The organism is Streptosporangium saharense (assembly GCF_014203715.1).
Taxonomy (GTDB): domain Bacteria; phylum Actinomycetota; class Actinomycetes; order Streptosporangiales; family Streptosporangiaceae; genus Streptosporangium; species Streptosporangium saharense.
The window spans coordinates 34,592-50,710 of sequence record NZ_JACHJP010000011.1; the positions used below are offsets into that span (position 1 = coordinate 34,592).

A 16,119-nucleotide genomic window follows, 5' to 3' on the forward strand; every position below is an offset into this window, starting at 1 on the left:
GACGATGGCCTGAACAACTGACAGCCCTTGGCTCAACCGGTGTGGGCCGCATGTCCTCTGGCGTCGGCCATGTCATCCTTTGAACGGACCCTTGAGACAGAGCAGAAGCGGTGAGCCCATGAGCTGGTGGCAGGGTCTGCTCGGATTCACCGCGGGCCTGCTGATCGCGGTGGTGACCGCCCCCGTCGGGGTTTCGGGGGCGGTGTTCCTGCTCCCGGTCCAGCTCAGCGTGCTGCAGGTGCCGAATCCGGCGGTGACGCCCACCAACCTGCTGTTCAACGTCGTGGCCACTCCCGGCGCGTTGCTGCGTTACCGCAGGCGCGGCCATCTGGGTGGCCCGCTGACCCGCCTGTTGGTGCTCGGCACCCTGCCCGGCGTCGTCATCGGCGCGCTCGTGCGGGTCTTCCTGCTGCCCGGCGCCCAGGTGTTCCGTCTCCTGGTCGCCTGCCTGCTCCTCCCGCTCGGTCTGTGGCTGTGCGTGCGCGCCGTACGCCCACCTCACCGCCACAGCGCGCCGGACGATCCCTCGCCGGGCGCCGTCACCGCGCTCGCGCTGGCCGTGGGGGTGGTCGGCGGGATGTACGGCATCGGCGGCGGATCACTCCTTGGCCCGATCCTGGTCGGACGCGGCCTGCCGGTCGCCACGGTCGCACCCGCCGCGCTGGCCTCGACATTCCTCACCTCGATCGCCGGCGCGCTCACCTACGCCGTCCTGGCGCTGACCACCCCCGGCGACATCGCACCGGACTGGACGCTGGGCCTGCTGTGTGGCCTGGGCGGGCTGGTCGGCGGCTATCTAGGCGCCCACCTACAGCCCCGCCTACCGGAAACCGGCCTGCGGCTACTACTGGGAACCCTGGCCATCGCCCTGGCCACCCTCTACGCCGTCCAAGCGCTCACCTGACGGCCGTGCGGAGCGGCGCAGCCTCCCTTGACCTGTCGAAGGGACGCGTTGCGATTCGCGGTTGGGTATGTGGCGCGGGAGCGGTGTTTGGGGTGGGCTCCGTGTTCTGCTGGACGTTCAGGATGGCGGAGGGGGAAGAGACGTTGGCGATCACAGAGGTCGGGCCGCGGGTGGTGGGTGGCAAGCTGATGTACAACCGCGCCGTCCGGATCGACGAGCCGCGCAGCTGGCTTCTCGTCTCCGGGCACGAGGCCCGGGACGACGACGGAACGATCGCCCACAGGGGCGACATGGCCGGGCAGATCCGGCTCACGGTGCGGCGGCTCGGGCAGACCGTCACCGAGGGCGGGATGACCATGGCGGACGTCGTGCAGATCCGCCTCTTCACCACGAACCTGGCCGAGTGCAAGGCCCACTACGGAGTCCTCATGGACGAACTCGCCGCCCTGCACTGCCGACCGACCAGCCTCCTGGCAGAGGTCAAGGCCCTCTCCGACCCCGACATGCTCATCGAAATAGAAGCCATCGCCGTACGGTGAACACGCCCGCGCCTTCCAACCCGGGGACGATCGCACAGAACGAATCCGGGTTGGAAGGCGGCTAAGAGCTCACGGTTTTCTGCCCGCCGTACTCGTCGGGCAGGCGGACGAGCCAGGATCTGGCGTAGGTGTGTGAACCGTCATCAGAGGTGTCGTCGGGCAGGCGGGTGCCGACCTGCCGCACGACGACGGAGGCGGTATAGGGATGCGGACTGTCCTGGACCAACGTGGCTTCGCCACTGACAACGCACACCTCGGCGTCGTCTCCGAAGAACTCCCAGCCGTGGCTGAGCGCCTCATGAGTCAGCTCCTCCAGGCTGTCTCCGACAACGGTGACCCGCAAGGTGATTGGAAATGACGACTCACTCATGGCTGTCGTTTCCTGAGCTCAGGAAGGAGATCACGGAAGGCATTTTAGTCTTCGGGAAGACTTGTCAGCCGAAACCGATGAGCCGCGTTCCGAGGACCGAGGTTGTCCACCGGCGCGGCCTGGGCGACTTCGGAACAGCCAACCCAACCCTGACTGACCCGGCCCCACGAAACTCGGCGCGGTTCAAGATGGCACACCGCCGAGCTTCGCCGGGATCTAGGATCCTCCCGCTCCCGTCGGGGGATCAGTGATCCGGTATCCCACGCCCGGGGTGGTGGTGATGGCCGGGGGGTCGCCGAGTTTGCGGCGGAGGCGGCCTATGGTGACCGTGACGGTGTTGGTCAGCGGGTTGGCGTGTTCGTCCCACACCTGTTCGAGCAGGTCCTCGGCGCTGAGGAACGCGGGAGCGGCCCGGAGGAGGGCTTCGAGCAGGGCGAACTCCTTGACCGACAGATCCAGGTGGCGGCCGTCGCGGGTGGCGGTGCGGCGCATCGGGTCGAGTTCGATGTCGGCCACGCGCAGCACGCGGGGCCGGGCGGTGGGCTGGCGGCGGGCCAGGGAGCGGATGCGCAGCACCAGTTCGGGGAAGTGGAAGGGCTTGGCCAGATAGTCGTCGGCCCCCAGGGTCAGGCCGGTGACCCGGTCGCCGGGTGAGTCGGCGGCGGTCAGCATCAGGACCATGACGCGGTCGTCACGTTCGGTGATCATCCGGCAGAGGGCGTCGCCGTGGATTCCCGGCAGGTCACGGTCGAGGACGACCACGTCGTAGGCGTTGAGGTCGAGTTTGGCGGCGGCCTCCAGGCCGTCGTGGGCCACGTCCACGGCCATGCCCTGGTCGCTCAGCCCTTCGACGAGCACGGCGGCGAGCGAGCGGGCGTCCTCAACCACGAGCACCCTCATGCCGGAACCCCTTCAGGCGCGACCGCTGTCGGCGATGAGATTCCGAGGGGTACGGCACCGCACGAACGAGCGTTCTCAACCACGAGCGTCCTCACGCCGGAATCTCCACAGGCGTCCTCATGCCGAATACCGAAATTTCCGGCGGGCGCCCCCATACCGAAGGCGGGCGCCCTCATGCCGGAACCTCCGCGGGTACGGCCGCCGGTAGTGAGATCTCGACGCGGAGGCCGCCCTCCTGCCGGGCCCGTAGGTCAAGGGAGCCGCCGTGTGCGGTGGCGATGGCCGCGACGATCGAAAGGCCGAGGCCGGAGCCGTCGCCGGAGTGGGTACGGTCGGCGCCGAGCCGCTGGAAGGGCCGTCCCAGCCGGTCGACCTGCTCCTGGCTGAGCGCGTCTCCCCCGGTTTCGACGACGAGCCGGGCCACCGTACCGTCCGTGACCGTGGCCAGCCGGATCCAGCCGTCTTCGTGGTTGTGGACGACGGCGTTGTCGATGATGTTGTCGATCATTCGGGTGAGGAGCGTCCGGTTTCCCCGCGTCCACGCGCCGTCGGCAACGGCGCCCGCCGCATCGACGGTGAGCCGGTCGGGGGCTCGGGCGTCCAGGGCGGCGGTCGCCAGATCGCGGAGCGAGAGCGTCGTGCGGTCGGCCAGGGCGCCGTGCTGGGTGCGGGCGAGCATGAGGAAGCCTTCGAGCAGCCGGTCGATCTGGTCGAGTTCGGTGCGGAGCCGGTCGGCGAGCGCGGTGGTCTGCGGGGGTACGGGCTCCGGCTTGGCCAGGGCCACGTCCAGGGACGCGCGCATGGTGGCCAGGGGGGTGCGAAGCTCATGGGAGGCGTTGGCGACGAACCGGCGTTGCGCGGCGAACGAGCTCTCCAGCCGTTCCAGCAGCTCGTCGATGGTGTCGGCGAGATCCTTGACCTCGTCGGCCGGGCCCCGCGCGGCCAGCCGTTCGTGCAGGTTGTCGGCGGAGATTCTGCGGGTGGCCGCGGTGATCGTCCGCAGCGGGCGCAGCACCCGGCCCGCGATGACCCGGCCGAGAACGACCGAGACCACGGTCATGACCGCGAGCGCCACCGCCGAGCCGACCAGGAGCCGGTGTGACTGGGCGTCATGGGCGTCCGCCAACTGGCCCTGGAGCCAGGCGACGCGATCGGCGGTGGGTGGGATCCCGACAGGGGCGGACTGGCTGATCCGCGTCCCCCCGAGCCCCACGAGATTGGTGATGACCAACAGCCCGACGGCGGACAGCAGGAACATGGCACCGTACAGGACGGTGAAGCGCAGCCGTACGGTATGCGCCGGTCGTCGCCACTTTCGCATGTGTTCCAGCATGCCGTGCCGGACCTAACAGCGATGTGACAGGCCCTGTTCGGCCCGTGTTATGGCCGGATCCGTACAACCGACCGCATGCAGGCAACCATCGAAGTCAACGGGCTGCGCAAACGGTTCGGCCCGACCCTGGCGCTGGACGGCATGTCGTTCACCGTACGGCCCGGCCAGGTCACCGGGTTCGTCGGCCCCAACGGGGCGGGAAAATCCACCACGATGCGGGTGATCCTCGGCCTGGACGCGGCCGACGAGGGTCACGCGTTGGTCGGCGGACAGCCGTACGTCAGTCTGCGCAGGCCGCTCACCCACGTCGGCGCGCTGCTCGACGCCGGTGCACTGCAGCCGGGCCGTACGGCGCGCGACCATCTGCTGTGGCTGGCGCACTCCCAGGGGCTGGACGGCAGGCGGGTCGACGAGGTGCTCCAGCAGGTCGGACTGCGGTCCGTGGCCCGGCGCAGGGCGGGCGGTTTCTCGCTGGGCATGCGCCAGCGGCTCGGGGTCGCAGCCGCGCTGCTCGGGGATCCGCCGGTGCTCATGCTGGACGAGCCGGTCAACGGCCTGGATCCCGAGGGCATCGTGTGGATGCGCGGCCTCCTGCGGTCGCTGGCCGCTGACGGGCGGGCCGTCCTGGTGTCCAGCCATCTGATGCGCGAGTTGGAGGACACCGCCGACCACCTCGTGGTGGTGGGCAAGGGCCGCGTCATCGCCGACGCCGACGTGACCGACCTGATCGCGGCCGCCTCCAAGGGACGCGTCGTGGTGCGTACGGCGGCGCGCTCTGCGGCGATGGAGGCGCTGGAGCGCGTCGGCGCCGCGATGGCCGTGACCGGTCTTGACGCGATCGTCGTCTCGGGGCTGCCGTCCGAGCGCGTCGTGGCGGTGCTCAACGCCGACGGAGTGCCGTTCTCCGAGGTGGCGAAGGACCGGGTGACGCTGGAGCAGGCCTACATGGACCTCACCGCCGACGCGGTCGAGTACCGGGGAGCGACGCGATGAGCGGCGGCTTCGGGCGGCTGCTGCGTGCTGAGCTGACCAAGTTCAGGACGGTACGCGGCTGGGTGGTCACCATGATCGCGGCGGCGCTGGTCACCGTGCTGCTCGGGCTGCTCTCGGCCTCCGGCAACCACGCCTCCTGCGGCTTCGGCCCGGTCGAGACCGCGTGCCCTTCGCCTCCGGTGGGACCGGACGGCGAGGCGGTCGACGACAAGTTCTACTTCGTGCACCGGTCGCTGTCCGGGGACGGCGGCATCACCGCCCGGCTCACCTCCATGACCGGCCAGATCCGTAAGCCCGACGTCGTCCCGGGGCAGCGCAACGTGGTCGCCGGGGTCGTGCCGTGGGCAAAGGCCGGAGTCATGATCAAGGAGAGCACCGAGCAGGGCTCCTCCTACGCGGCGGTGATGATGACCGGCGAGCACGGCGTGCGGATGCAGCACGACTTCACCCACGACGTGGCCGGTCGGCCGGGCGGCGTCTCCAAGCAGGCGCCGCGCTGGCTCCGGCTGGTCCGTTCAGGCGACACCCTCACCGGATACGAGTCCGACGACGGCACGACCTGGACCAGGATCGGCACCGCGACCCTGGCCGGACTCCCGAAGACCGTCCGGATCGGACTGTTCGCGACCTCCCCCGGCGACCTCACGGTCACACAGGGGGATCTCGGCGGGTCCGTCTCGGCGGCCCGATTCACCGAGGCCACCGGCGAGTTCGACCAGGTCGGGCTCCAGGGCGACACGTCAGGCGCGTGGCGTGACGACGACATCGGTGTCACCCTCGCGCCCGACGGGTCCGAACACCATCCCGGCCGCGCCAGGCGGTCCTCCGTGACCGATGTCTTCTCCGTCACCGGCGTCGGCGACATCGCGCCGACCATCGAGGGCTCACGTCCCGAACTTCCCCTCAGCGGCGCGCTGACCGGCCTGGTCCTGGTGATCGTGGTGGCGGTCGTGTTCGTCACCGCCGAGTACCGCCACGGCCTGATCCGCACGACCCTGCTGGCCGGTCCACGTCGCGGCCGGACGCTGGCGGCGAAGGCGCTGGCGCTCGGCCTGGTCACCTTCGCCGCCACCCTGCCCGCCGTCGCGGTCACGTTCACGGTCGGTGGGCGGATCCTGCGCGGCAACGGCAACGCCGTCCTCCCGGTGTCCCTGTTCACCCAGGTGCGCGTCGTGGCCGGTATGGCGGCGCTGTTCGCGCTGGCCGCCGTACTCGCCCTCGCCCTCGGCGCGCTGCTGCGGCGCGGGGTCGCGGCGGTCATCACCGCCGTCGTGGTGATCGTGGTCCCGCACGTCCTCGCGACCACCTCTGTCCTGCCCGACGGCGCCGCGCGATGGCTGTTGCGCGTCACCCCGGCTGCCGGTTTCGCCACGCAGCAGAGCATCCCGGAATATCCGCACGTGCTCGGCCACTACGCGCCCATCGCCGGGTTCTACCCGCTGCCGCCGTGGGCGGGTCTGGCCGTACTGGCCGGATACACCGCGCTCTTCCTCGGCCTGGCCATCGTCCGGCTTCGCGGGAGGGACGCGTGAGAGAGCATCTGCACGCGGAGTGGACGAAGCTCCGTACCCTGCCCGGCACCGGCTGGCTGCTGCTCACGATCGTGGTGCTGACGGTCGCCGTCGGCGTCGCGGCCTCCGCCGTCGTGTCCTGCTGTGACTACGATCCCGCGAGGATCGGTCTCTTCGGGGTCCAGGTGGGTCAGGCGGTCGTCGCGGTCCTGGCCGTCCTGACGATCACCGGCGAGTACGGCACCGGCATGATCACCCTCACCCTGACCGCCATGCCGCGCAGGACCGGCGTCCTGGCCGCCAAGGCGATCGTCCTGGCCGGGCTGACCCTGGTCGCCGGGAGCGTCGCCGTGCTCGCCTCCGCGCTGGTCACCCGGCCCGTCCTGTTCGGCAACGGTTTCCCCGCCGAGACGCTCGACCTCACCGGCGGTCCCGTGCTGCGCGCCGCCGTCGGCTCGGTGCTCTATCTGGTGCTGATCGCCCTGTTCAGCCTGGGGGTGGCGACCGCCGTACGGGACTCCGCGACCGCCATCGGGGTCGTGCTCGGCCTGCTCTACCTCTTCCCCAGCCTGATCCTCATGGTCTCCGACGCCGACTGGCAGCGGTTCCTGTGGCGGATCTCCCCGATGAACGCCGGGCTCGCCGTCCAGGCCACCACCAACCTCACCGCCCTGCCCCTCAGCCCGTGGACCGGTCTGGGGGTGCTCGGCGCCTGGACCGTCGCGGCACTCCTGGGCGGAGGACTGCTCCTGCGGACGCGCGACGCGTAGTCCCCGATGATGCAGACTCACTACGGGCGATTCGCAGGAGGAGCACGGGATGGGTGACACGGGCGGGTTCGGGCTGGCCGGTCGGCGGATCGTCGTCACGGGCGGTTCACGCGGGCTGGGCGAGCGGATCGTGCGCCGCCTCGTGCTCGAAGGCTGCTCGGTCGCCACCTGCGCCCGCGACGAGGAACACCTACGCCGACTGGCCGACTCCCTTGAGGTCTTCACCCGCCCCCTGGACGTGACCACGCCAGAGCTGCTGGAGGAGTTCGTCGCCGAGGCGGCCTCTGAGTTCGGCGGCCTGGACGGCGTCGTGGCGTGCGCGGGCGGCTCCCGAGGCAGAGCACTCGACACGGCGACACCCCAGGACTGGACGACGACCTGGGAACTGAACGCCGGGCACACCGCCCGTCTCGTCGCGGCCGCCGCCCCACACCTGCGCGCCGTGGGCGGCGGGTCCGTCGTGATCGTCTCGTCGATCTCCGGCTGGAAACCCGGCCCCCAAGCCCAGTACGGCGCGGCGAAGGCGGCCCAGATCCACCTGGCCACCTCGCTGGCCAGGGAACTCGGCGCGGACGGCATCCGGGTCAACGCCGTCTCCCCGGGCTCCATGCTCATCCCGGGCAAACGCTGGGACCGCATGCGCCTCGAAGAGCCCGACCGGTTCGCCACCTTCACCCAGGAGTTTCCCGGCAGACGCCTGGTGGACCCGGCCGAGGTCGCGGCGGTCGTCGCCTTCCTGCTCTCCGACGCGGCAAGCGGCATATCCGGGGCGAACATCCCGGTGGACAGGGCGCAGAACGCCCCCACCCCGGACGGCTACTGAGACCTGCCGCTCGAAATATCGACCTGGGTCGACGAACCGCACTGAAGCCGGCCTCTCACCGGCCGAACGAGCGGATCACGGATGCCCGACGACGAGCCTGAGGGAGCCGGAGAACTCGGGCTGCTCGCGCAGGTGGCCGAAGCGCTCGTCCCAGGCGCCGCTGTCGAGGTCGTGCCGCAGCCTTTCGACGGCCCGGGCCTCCACTGCGTCGTCCACGAAGCCCCACGCCGACTGCGAGGCACGGACCCCGGGGTCGAGGAAGCACTCGGGGCGGGCGTAGTAGGCCTCGATGAAGCCGTCCACGCAGTCGACGGGGATCGCGACCGGCAGCACCTCCACACGGGTGCCGACGTGGGAGGCGATCAGGTCGATCGGCGGGAAGCGGCGGCGTTCCACGGCGACGAACTCGGGGACGTACTCGGCCAGCCAGATCAGGTCGAGGGCGTCGCGGTCGAAGGTCAGGACGACGACCGGACCCGCGCTGACCCGGCGCAGCTCACCCAGGCCTCGTTCGAGGTCTCCCCACTGGTGGACGGTGACGGTCGCCATGGCCGCGTCGAAGGCGTCGTCGTCGAAGGGCAGCCGCTCGGCCGCGGCGTCCACGGCCGGTGCCAGGTGGCGGGGGCGCTGGGCACGCATCGCCGCCGACGGCTCGACCGCGACCACGTGACGGTCCGGCGGCTCGTAGGAGCCCGCGCCCGCGCCGACGTTGACGACGGTCCTGGCCTGCCCGAGCGCGGCGTGGACGTGGGAGGCGATCCGGGGGTCCGTACGGCGCCGTCCGGCATAGCCGTGTCCGTGGCGCTCGTAGTCGAAGTCCCCCGCGGGGATGGCGGTCAAGAGACCTCCTGGAAGGTGAGAGAGGCGGTGATGTCCTGGACGGAGCGCAGACCGACACCGATGCCGGTCACCTCCGCGCGTCCGATGTCGTGCAGACCCGAGACGGCGTCCTCGGCCAGGACGACGCGGTAGTCCCGCTCGCTGGCCTCGACAAGGGTGGCCCGCGGGCAGTTGGGGAAGTTGCAACCGGCGACGACGACGGTGTCCACGCCCCAGCCGCGCAGGAGTTCGTCCAGTTCGGTGCGGTAGAAGGCTCCCCAACGCGGCTTGAACAGCGCCACCTCGTGCTCGCCCAGCGGCTGCGGCCTCCCGGCGAGCAGCAGGTCGGGGTCCAGGGGCGGCGCGCCGGGCGGCAGCAGGTCCGCGGCGACGGCGCTGCCCGCGCTGCCGGGCGCCACGATGGCCGCTCCCCCGGCGAGCAGCGTGCGGCGCACGAGGTCGGCGTCCTGACCGTCCCGCCGGTACAGCCGCACGATGGGCCGCCGGGCCGTACGGAAGGCGGCGGTCAGTCTGGCCAGGGCGGGCAGCACCTCGGTCGTGCCCGGCACGCCGTACGGCGCCTCGGACAGGAAGTCCCGCTGCACGTCGATGGTGAGCAGCGCCGAGGTGGACCAGTTCGGCGTCAGGTGGGGGTCGCTCATGAACGGCCTTTCGCTGTGGATCTCCCCCAAGAGCATCGCATCCGCCACGCGGCGGCTCGAACGAGGGTTTCATTCAACTGAATGATTGAATATTGTGGGCCGCATGACCCCACCGAGGAAACCCGGGCGGACAGCGCAGGAGACGCGGGAGCGCCTTCTGGACGCGGCCGCCGCCGAGTTCGGCGCCAAGGGCTACGCGGGAGCCCGTACGGCGTGCATCGCCGCGCGGGCCGGGGTCAACCAGCAGCTCATCTCCTACCACTTCGGCGGCAAGCGGGGTCTGCTCGACGAACTGCGGCGCCGGTGGCAGGAGACCCAGGCGACGACCGTCCCACCGGGGGCGTCGTTCGCCGACGCGCTCCGCGCGCATCTCGACGCGACGCTCGACCGGCCCGACCGGGCCAGGCTCGCGGTCTGGCAGGCGCTGGGCGACTGCCCGTTCACCGACGCGGAGGCGGACCGGGACCTGGAGCGGGAGGCGACGGCCGAGGCGGTGGCCGAGGCCCGCAGGCGCCAGGAGAACGGCGAGATCCGCGCCGGGATCGACCCGGCGTTCGCGCTCCTGGCCGCCTACGCGATCGCCCTCGCGCCCGTCACGATGCCGCAGTTCGTCCGGGACATCCTCGGCGGCGACCCACTGTCGCCGGAGACCCGGGAGGTCCTGCGTACCCAGCTCGTCAAACTGCTCACCGACGATTAGAGAGGCTCACGCGATGGTCACGGTTGTCTTCGGCGCCCGGGGGAACGTCGGTCGTCACGTCGCCGCGGGTCTGGCCGCCCTGGGCGTGCCGGTTCGGCTGACGAGCAGAACACCGGATGACTCCCACGTGGCGGCCGACCTGGAAGCGCCGCACACCCTGCCCGCCGCGCTTGAGGGCGCCTCGGAGGTCTTCCTCTACGCGAAACCGGAGGGTATCGACGGGTTCGTGACGGCCGCGCGTGCGGCCGGGGTGCGGCACGTGGTGCTGCTCTCCTCCGCCGCGGTCGTGCAACCCGGCGCCGCCCACAACCCCATCGCCCGCGACCACCGGATCGTGGAGTCGGCCCTTGAGGAGTCCGGGCTCTCGTGGACCTTCGTCAGGCCCGGGATGTTCGCGACCAACACCCGCTGGTGGTGGACGGAGCCGATCAGGAACGGGCAGGCCGTGCGGCTGCCGTACCCGGAAGCGCTGGTCGCCCCGGTCGGCGAGCGGGACATGGCCGCGGTCGCGGTGACGGCGCTGACCGAGCGGGGTCACGGACGACAGGCCTACACGCTGTACGGCCCGCGGGCGCTCACCCTGCGCGAACAGGTCGGGCACATCGGCGCGGCCCTCGGCAGGCGGATCCCCATCGAGGTGGTGACCCCGGAGGAGGCACGGGCCGACCTGGGCAGGACGATCCCCGCCGTGGGCGCCGAGGTGATCCTCCGTGCCTGGGAGGCGGGCACCAGGATCACCCCGGAGACCTCGGTCATCGTCGAGAGACTCACCGGAAAACCAGCCCAGACCTTCGCGGAATGGGCCAGGGAACACGCCGACGACTTCCGTTCCTAGGGTCGGGCCGCCTCGACGAGTGCGGTGGCCGCCGTCTCGATCTGGGCGGCTGTGCTCCAGCGACCCAGGGACAGACGGACGGCCTCCAGGGCTCGGCGCCGGTCCAGGCCCATGGCGGTCAGGACCGGGGAGGGGGTGTGGGCGCCGCTGTGGCAGGCCGAGCCGGTCGAGGCGGCGATCCCCGGCGCCGCGGCGAGAAGGGCGTGGCCGGGGATGCCATCGACGCCGAGGTTGAGCGTGTTGGGCAGCCGCCGCTCCGCGGGGCCGTTGAGGCGTGTCCTGCCAGGTAGTTCGTCGGCCAGTCTCCGGTGGAGGCCGTCGCGCAGCGCCGCCAGGCGGGTGGGTTCGCCGTCGGCGAGGGCTTCGGCGGCGAGGTCGGCCGCGGCGCCGAGGGCGACGGCCAGGGCGACGTTCTCCGTGCCGGAGCGCAGGCCGCGTTCCTGGCCTCCGCCGTAGGTGACCGGCTCCAGGGTCACCCCGTCACGCACGTAGAGCGCGGCGACACCCTTGGGCGCGTACATCTTGTGCCCAACGACCGTCAGCAGGTCCACGCCCAGTTCCCGCACGTCCACGGGGACCTTGCCGACGGCCTGGGCGGCGTCGCAGTGCGTCAGCGCGCCGTACTCACGGGCCAGGGCGGTCAGTTCGGCGATCGGCTGCAGGGCGCCGGTCTCGTTGTTGGCGGCCATCACCGACACCAGCGTCACGTCCGGTACGGCCCGCAGCGCGGTCCTGAGTGTCGCCGGGTCCACCAGCCCGTCGCCGTCCACCGGCAGCGTCGTGACCCGGACACCGTGCAGGCGTTCCAGCGCGCGACAGGTCTCGAGCACCGCGGGATGCTCGGTGACCTGGGTGATCACATGCGGGGCACGGGCACCGGAGGCCAGGAGAGCGCCCCGCAGTGCCAGCAGGTTCGCCTCCGAACCGGAGGCGGTGAACACGATCTCCGGTGGGTGCGCGCCGACCAGGGCGGCGACCCGCGCGCGGGCCGTGGCGAGTGCCCGGCGCGGCCGGTCGGCGTAGGGGTGGGCGCTGGAGGGGTTGCCGAAGTGGGTGGTCAGGTACGGCAGCATCGCCTCGGTCACACGGGGGTCGACGGGCGTGGTGGCGTTGTGGTCCAGATAGACCGGGCCGGGTGGTTCCTGGCGTGGGAAGACGGTCGCCGCCCAGGCGAGCGGGCCGGATGATTCCGGGTGGGTGGGGACGGGCGCCATGGCATCCTCCGTGGCCGTGTGACGGTGCGAGACGGCGGACGTGACGTCGCCTCGCCGTACCGGACCCCGGGTGGGGTGCGCTGGCAACCACCTGATCACATCGCGTGACGAGGGGTCGGGCGACACGACCCACCGGCTCCTGTCCGCGTGCCGTGGTCGTTACGGTTGGAGCGGGATGTCCCGACCGAACGATCCGCTGGAGGTCGTCATGGCCCGCACCGAACAGGAGCGGCTGGCACGGCGCCTCGGGCCGGGGGACGCGGTGGTCGTCGGCCTGGGGTCGATGATCGGCGCCGGGGTCTTCGCCGCCCTGGCCCCCGCGGCGCGTGCTGCCGGGGCCGGGCTGCTGGTCGGGCTCGCGGTCGCCGCGGTGATCGCCTACTGCAACGCGATCTCCTCGGCGCGGCTGGCCGCCCTCTATCCGGACTCCGGCGGCACCTACGTCTACGGCCGTCAGCGGCTGGGGGATTTCTGGGGATACCTGGCCGGGTGGAGCTTCGTGGTCGGCAAGACGGCCTCGTGCGCGGCGATGGCGCTGACCGTAGGTCTCTACGTGTGGCCGGAGCACGCGCACGCGGTGGCGGTGGCGGCCGTGGTGGCGCTGACCACGGTCAACTACACGGGGATGCGCAAGACCATGTGGCTGACCAGGGCGATCGTCGCCGTGGTCCTCGCCGTGCTCGCCGCGGTCGCGGTGGCCTGTCTCACCTCCGGTGCCGCGGACGCCGCCCGGCTCGACCTCACCTCCGGTGTCACCGTCACCGGGGTGCTGCAGGCGGCGGGCCTGCTGTTCTTCGCCTTCGCCGGGTATGCCCGCATCGCCACGCTGGGCGAGGAGGTCCGTGATCCGGCGCGCACGATTCCCCGGGCGATCCCGGTCGCCCTCGGTCTCACCCTGGTGGTGTACGCGGCCGTCGCGGTCGCCGTCCTGGTCGTGCTGGGCGGTGACCGGCTCGCCGGGGCCACCGCTCCGCTGGCCGACGCCGTACGGGCCGCCGGGCTGCCCGCGCTGGTCACGCCGGTGCGGGTGGGTGCGGCGGTGGCCGCGCTCGGCTCGCTGCTGGCGCTGATCCTGGGCATCTCGCGGACCGTTCTGGCCATGGCCCGTGACCGGCACCTCCCGCATGCCCTGGCCGCGGTCCACCCCCGGTTCGCGGTGCCGCACCGCGCCGAGCTGGCCGTCGGCGTGGCCGTCGCGGTGCTGGCCGGTACGGCGGACCTGCGTGGCGCGATCGGTTTCTCCTCCTTCGGCGTGCTGGTCTACTACGCCATCGCCAACGTCAGCGCCTGGACCCTCACCTCGGCGCAGGGGCGTCCGCCACGGGTGGTGCCCGTCCTCGGGGTGGCCGGGTGCCTCGTCCTGGCCTTCGCCCTGCCGCTCCCGTCGGTCGTCGCCGGGTGCGCGGTGCTCGCGGCCGGGGCAGCCGTCCACGGCCTGCGCGGGAAGCTCACCTGAGCAGGAACGCCTCGATCCGGTCGAACGCGCCCTGCCAGACCTCCGTGGTGAAGAAGTCGCGGGTCTCCTCGGTCGGGAAGCCGGTCTGCACGACGGTCACCAGGGTCTGACCGTCGGCCTGCTCGGTGAAGGTGACCTCGACGCGCGTCGTCAGGGTCGCGCCGTCGGGTGAGCTGCCGGTCGCCTCGGACACCAGCCGGTTCGGGCGCTCGACCACCAGGAAGGTCTGCCGCTCGTGGAACAGGTTGTCCTTGTCGGGTCCCCACACGGAGGTCTGCACGCCGCCGACGCGCAGGTCGACCTCGATCTCGACGATGCCGGGGCGCTCGTCGAGGATGGAGAACCAGATCTTCTGCTTCTCGGCGTCGGTGTAGGCGTCGAAGACCTCCTCGGGGGTGGCGGGGAGCACCCGGGTGATCGTGAGCTGGGAGGTGTCGGTCATTTCTCGGTGCCTTTCCTCAGGGTGAAATAGAGGTCCAGGCCGTCCATGCGGCGTTCCCAGAGCCGCCGGTAGAGGTCGATCCAGGCCGTCACGTCGGTGAGGCGTTCGGGGCCGAGGCGGCACTGCCGTACTCTCCCGACCTTCTCGGTGGCCACCAGACCTGCCTCTTCGAGCACCTTGACGTGTTTGGCCAGTCCCGTGACCGTGATCCCCGCGCGCTCCGCCAGTTGGGAGACGGTTGCGGGTCCCTCTCCGAGCCGGACGAGGATGTCGCGCCGCGTCCCGTCGGAGAGCGCCGCGAACGCACGGTCAAGAACCTCTCGCTGAACCATGTGGTTCACCATATCGTCACTGAACCATATGGTTCAACGTTTGTACGGGCTCACCACCGGTCCCAGTGCAGGACCTCCTCGCGCGGGATGCGGGGCGCGGGCTTGAAGTCGGTGCCGATGGTGAAGGCCAGCGGGACGAACGCCGCCAGCATGACCTTCTCGTACGGCACGCCGAGCACCCCGGCCAGTTCGCGTTCGAGGGGCGCCTGGGCGGTGGTCCACACCGTGCCCAAGCCGCGTGCCCGCGCAGCCAGCATGAAGCTCCACACCGCGGGCAGGATGGATCCCCACGTCCCCGCCTGCGTGACCACCGGGGCTCGGTCGGTCCGCCCCTCGACGGCCGGGATGACGAACGCGGGCACCCGGTGGATGTTGGCGGCCAGGTGGCCCAGGCCGTCGAAGACCCGCGCGGTCGAGGCGGAGTTGTAGTTCATCCGCCACATGTCGCGTTCGGTCAGCGGCTCCCCGGTGCCCGCCGACAGGGCGCGCAGGAAGATGTCGGCCACGGCGAGGCGCTGCTCCCGCTCGGTGACGACGAGGAAGTGCCAGCGCTGCCGGTTGCGTCCGGTCGGCGCCTGCACGGCCAGGTCCACGCACTCCTCGATCAGCTCGCGGGGCACCGGGCGGGTGAGGTCCAGGCGTCTGCGCACCGCGCGGGTCGTGCTCAGCAACTGGTCGGGGGTGAGGTTCAGGGTCATGGCGTGCCTCCATCGGGTGCTCTCTGGCCGCCCCGGGGAACGGCCGGTGGGGCGCTAGAACCGTATGGCCGTCAATCATCTACTGTCAAACTATCTTTGAGGAGACGAAGCGTCGATAGACTGGCGGTTCACCGAGGAGGAGAACGATGGCGCGCACGAGCAGGGTGGCGTACTTCCCGCGTCTGGCGACCGAACGGCTGGACATCGCACTGTGCCGGGCCTCGGCCGCCGTGGCCCGAGCCGCCGACGCGCACGCGACCGAGGAGGGTCTCGGCGTCGGGCAGCACCTCGTGCTCCAGATGCTCCAGGCCGTCGGCCCCTGTTCACAGCAAACTCTCAGCGAGGAGCTGCGCATCGACCGCAGCGTCATGGTCACGATCTGCGATGACCTGGAACGGGCTGGATACGCGCGCAGGGAGCGCAACCCCCGCGACCGGCGCTCCTACGCCGTCACCATCACCGAGCCGGGCCGCGAACGGCTGGCCACGGCCCAGGCCGCGGTGCCCGCCTTCCTCGACGCGACCTTCGACGCGCTGACCCCCGGGGAGCGCGACCAACTGGGCACACTTCTCGGCAAACTCCTGGGAACCGACGCCTGAGAACCCGCATTCCGGTACGGCGAGGCCACATCCCGGCCATGGCCAATATCCTCCCACATTCCCGACATGGGATCCCAAGGACAGCATAGATGTCCCTTTTATGACTAATGCACGAAAAATGTTGACGTATCGTATGGCGGCAACTTCTAGTGGGTTTTGGGAAATTCGGCCAAATACAGAGAGAACGTCCGTTTGAAACGGCCGCCAGCCGGGGCCACG

The 16,119-nt window shown here is 71.1% G+C and carries 19 protein-coding genes; 10 read left to right on the top strand and 9 right to left on the bottom strand.

Annotation, left to right across the window (positions count from 1 at the left end; genetic code table 11):
* Positions 1-118 precede the first annotated feature (118 nt).
* The gene (locus FHS44_RS33865) at positions 119-904 is read left to right on the top strand and encodes a sulfite exporter TauE/SafE family protein (protein WP_184722539.1); all 786 of its coding nucleotides are present in this window, start codon (positions 119-121) and stop codon (positions 902-904) included.
* Between the two features lie 143 nt (positions 905-1,047).
* Positions 1,048-1,443 carry a Rid family hydrolase gene (locus FHS44_RS33870; protein WP_184722542.1) on the top strand — a complete coding sequence of 132 codons (396 nt, stop codon included), beginning with the start codon at positions 1,048-1,050 and terminating at the stop codon, positions 1,441-1,443.
* Positions 1,444-1,504: 61 nt separating this feature from the next.
* Here the strand turns inward: FHS44_RS33870 and FHS44_RS33875 are convergent, their stop codons facing one another.
* From FHS44_RS33875 to FHS44_RS33885, 3 genes are all read right to left on the bottom strand, one after another.
* A complete protein-coding gene (locus tag FHS44_RS33875) occupies positions 1,505-1,813 on the bottom strand; it encodes a hypothetical protein (RefSeq protein ID WP_184722544.1) in 309 nt (102 codons plus the stop codon).
* A gap of 216 nt (positions 1,814-2,029) precedes the next feature.
* Positions 2,030-2,713, bottom strand: a complete 684-nt coding sequence (locus tag FHS44_RS33880; RefSeq protein WP_184722547.1) for a response regulator transcription factor — start codon at positions 2,711-2,713, stop codon at positions 2,030-2,032.
* Positions 2,714-2,885: 172 nt separating this feature from the next.
* Positions 2,886-4,034, bottom strand: a complete 1,149-nt coding sequence (locus FHS44_RS33885) for a HAMP domain-containing sensor histidine kinase (protein ID WP_184722550.1) — start codon at positions 4,032-4,034, stop codon at positions 2,886-2,888.
* 87 nt (positions 4,035-4,121) lie between these two features.
* Here FHS44_RS33885 and FHS44_RS33890 point away from each other — a divergent pair, with 87 nt between their 5' ends.
* Genes FHS44_RS33890 through FHS44_RS33905 form a run of 4 tightly spaced genes read left to right on the top strand, consistent with a single transcriptional unit; the run spans position 4,122 to position 8,143 of the window.
* Positions 4,122-5,039, top strand: a complete 918-nt coding sequence (locus tag FHS44_RS33890; protein ID WP_184722564.1) for an ATP-binding cassette domain-containing protein — start codon at positions 4,122-4,124, stop codon at positions 5,037-5,039.
* Positions 5,036-6,571, top strand: coding sequence for a DUF1349 domain-containing protein (locus FHS44_RS33895; RefSeq protein ID WP_184722567.1), 1,536 nt, complete (start codon positions 5,036-5,038; stop codon positions 6,569-6,571). The genes FHS44_RS33890 and FHS44_RS33895 overlap by 4 nt, the downstream gene beginning before the upstream one ends.
* A complete protein-coding gene (locus tag FHS44_RS33900) occupies positions 6,568-7,320 on the top strand; it encodes an ABC-2 transporter permease (protein WP_184722570.1) in 753 nt (250 codons plus the stop codon). The genes FHS44_RS33895 and FHS44_RS33900 overlap by 4 nt, the downstream gene beginning before the upstream one ends.
* A 49-nt stretch (positions 7,321-7,369) precedes the next feature.
* The gene (locus tag FHS44_RS33905; RefSeq protein WP_184722574.1) at positions 7,370-8,143 is read left to right on the top strand and encodes an SDR family NAD(P)-dependent oxidoreductase; all 774 of its coding nucleotides are present in this window, start codon (positions 7,370-7,372) and stop codon (positions 8,141-8,143) included.
* A 75-nt stretch (positions 8,144-8,218) separates the two neighbouring features.
* Here FHS44_RS33905 and FHS44_RS33910 read toward each other — a convergent pair whose 3' ends face one another.
* Positions 8,219-8,983: a methyltransferase domain-containing protein gene (locus FHS44_RS33910; RefSeq protein WP_184722577.1), complete on the bottom strand. Its 765-nt coding sequence runs from the start codon at positions 8,981-8,983 to the stop codon at positions 8,219-8,221.
* Positions 8,980-9,624 carry a cysteine hydrolase family protein gene (locus tag FHS44_RS33915; protein WP_184722580.1) on the bottom strand — a complete coding sequence of 215 codons (645 nt, stop codon included), beginning with the start codon at positions 9,622-9,624 and terminating at the stop codon, positions 8,980-8,982. The genes FHS44_RS33910 and FHS44_RS33915 overlap by 4 nt, the downstream gene beginning before the upstream one ends.
* Before the next feature lie 103 nt (positions 9,625-9,727).
* Between FHS44_RS33915 and FHS44_RS33920 the strand changes: the two genes are divergently transcribed.
* The gene (locus FHS44_RS33920) at positions 9,728-10,324 is read left to right on the top strand and encodes a TetR/AcrR family transcriptional regulator (protein WP_184722583.1); all 597 of its coding nucleotides are present in this window, start codon (positions 9,728-9,730) and stop codon (positions 10,322-10,324) included.
* Between the two features lie 13 nt (positions 10,325-10,337).
* Positions 10,338-11,159, top strand: coding sequence for an NAD(P)H-binding protein (locus FHS44_RS33925; protein WP_184722585.1), 822 nt, complete (start codon positions 10,338-10,340; stop codon positions 11,157-11,159).
* On the opposite strand, the gene FHS44_RS33930 is transcribed toward FHS44_RS33925, so the two are convergent.
* Positions 11,156-12,373, bottom strand: a complete 1,218-nt coding sequence (locus FHS44_RS33930) for a cysteine desulfurase family protein (protein WP_184722588.1) — start codon at positions 12,371-12,373, stop codon at positions 11,156-11,158. The two genes, FHS44_RS33925 and FHS44_RS33930, sit on opposite strands and share 4 nt — an antisense overlap.
* A 175-nt stretch (positions 12,374-12,548) precedes the next feature.
* Between FHS44_RS33930 and FHS44_RS33935 the strand changes: the two genes are divergently transcribed.
* A complete protein-coding gene (locus FHS44_RS33935; RefSeq protein WP_184722591.1) occupies positions 12,549-13,829 on the top strand; it encodes an APC family permease in 1,281 nt (426 codons plus the stop codon).
* Here the strand turns inward: FHS44_RS33935 and FHS44_RS33940 are convergent.
* Genes FHS44_RS33940 through FHS44_RS33950 form a run of 3 tightly spaced genes read right to left on the bottom strand, consistent with a single transcriptional unit; the run spans position 13,822 to position 15,301 of the window.
* Positions 13,822-14,271 (bottom strand): SRPBCC family protein, encoded by a 450-nt coding sequence (locus FHS44_RS33940; protein ID WP_184722594.1) that lies wholly within the window; start codon positions 14,269-14,271, stop codon positions 13,822-13,824. The two genes, FHS44_RS33935 and FHS44_RS33940, sit on opposite strands and share 8 nt — an antisense overlap.
* On the bottom strand, positions 14,268-14,603 hold the full coding sequence (locus FHS44_RS33945) for an ArsR/SmtB family transcription factor (RefSeq protein WP_184722597.1): 336 nt from the start codon (positions 14,601-14,603) through the stop codon (positions 14,268-14,270). Before FHS44_RS33945 ends, FHS44_RS33940 begins: the two co-directional genes overlap by 4 nt.
* Before the next feature lie 50 nt (positions 14,604-14,653).
* Positions 14,654-15,301, bottom strand: a complete 648-nt coding sequence (locus FHS44_RS33950) for a nitroreductase family protein (RefSeq protein ID WP_184722599.1) — start codon at positions 15,299-15,301, stop codon at positions 14,654-14,656.
* A gap of 146 nt (positions 15,302-15,447) precedes the next feature.
* On the opposite strand from FHS44_RS33950, the gene FHS44_RS33955 reads away from it, so the two are divergent.
* Positions 15,448-15,900, top strand: coding sequence for a MarR family winged helix-turn-helix transcriptional regulator (locus FHS44_RS33955; RefSeq protein ID WP_184722602.1), 453 nt, complete (start codon positions 15,448-15,450; stop codon positions 15,898-15,900).
* Positions 15,901-16,119 lie beyond the last annotated feature (219 nt).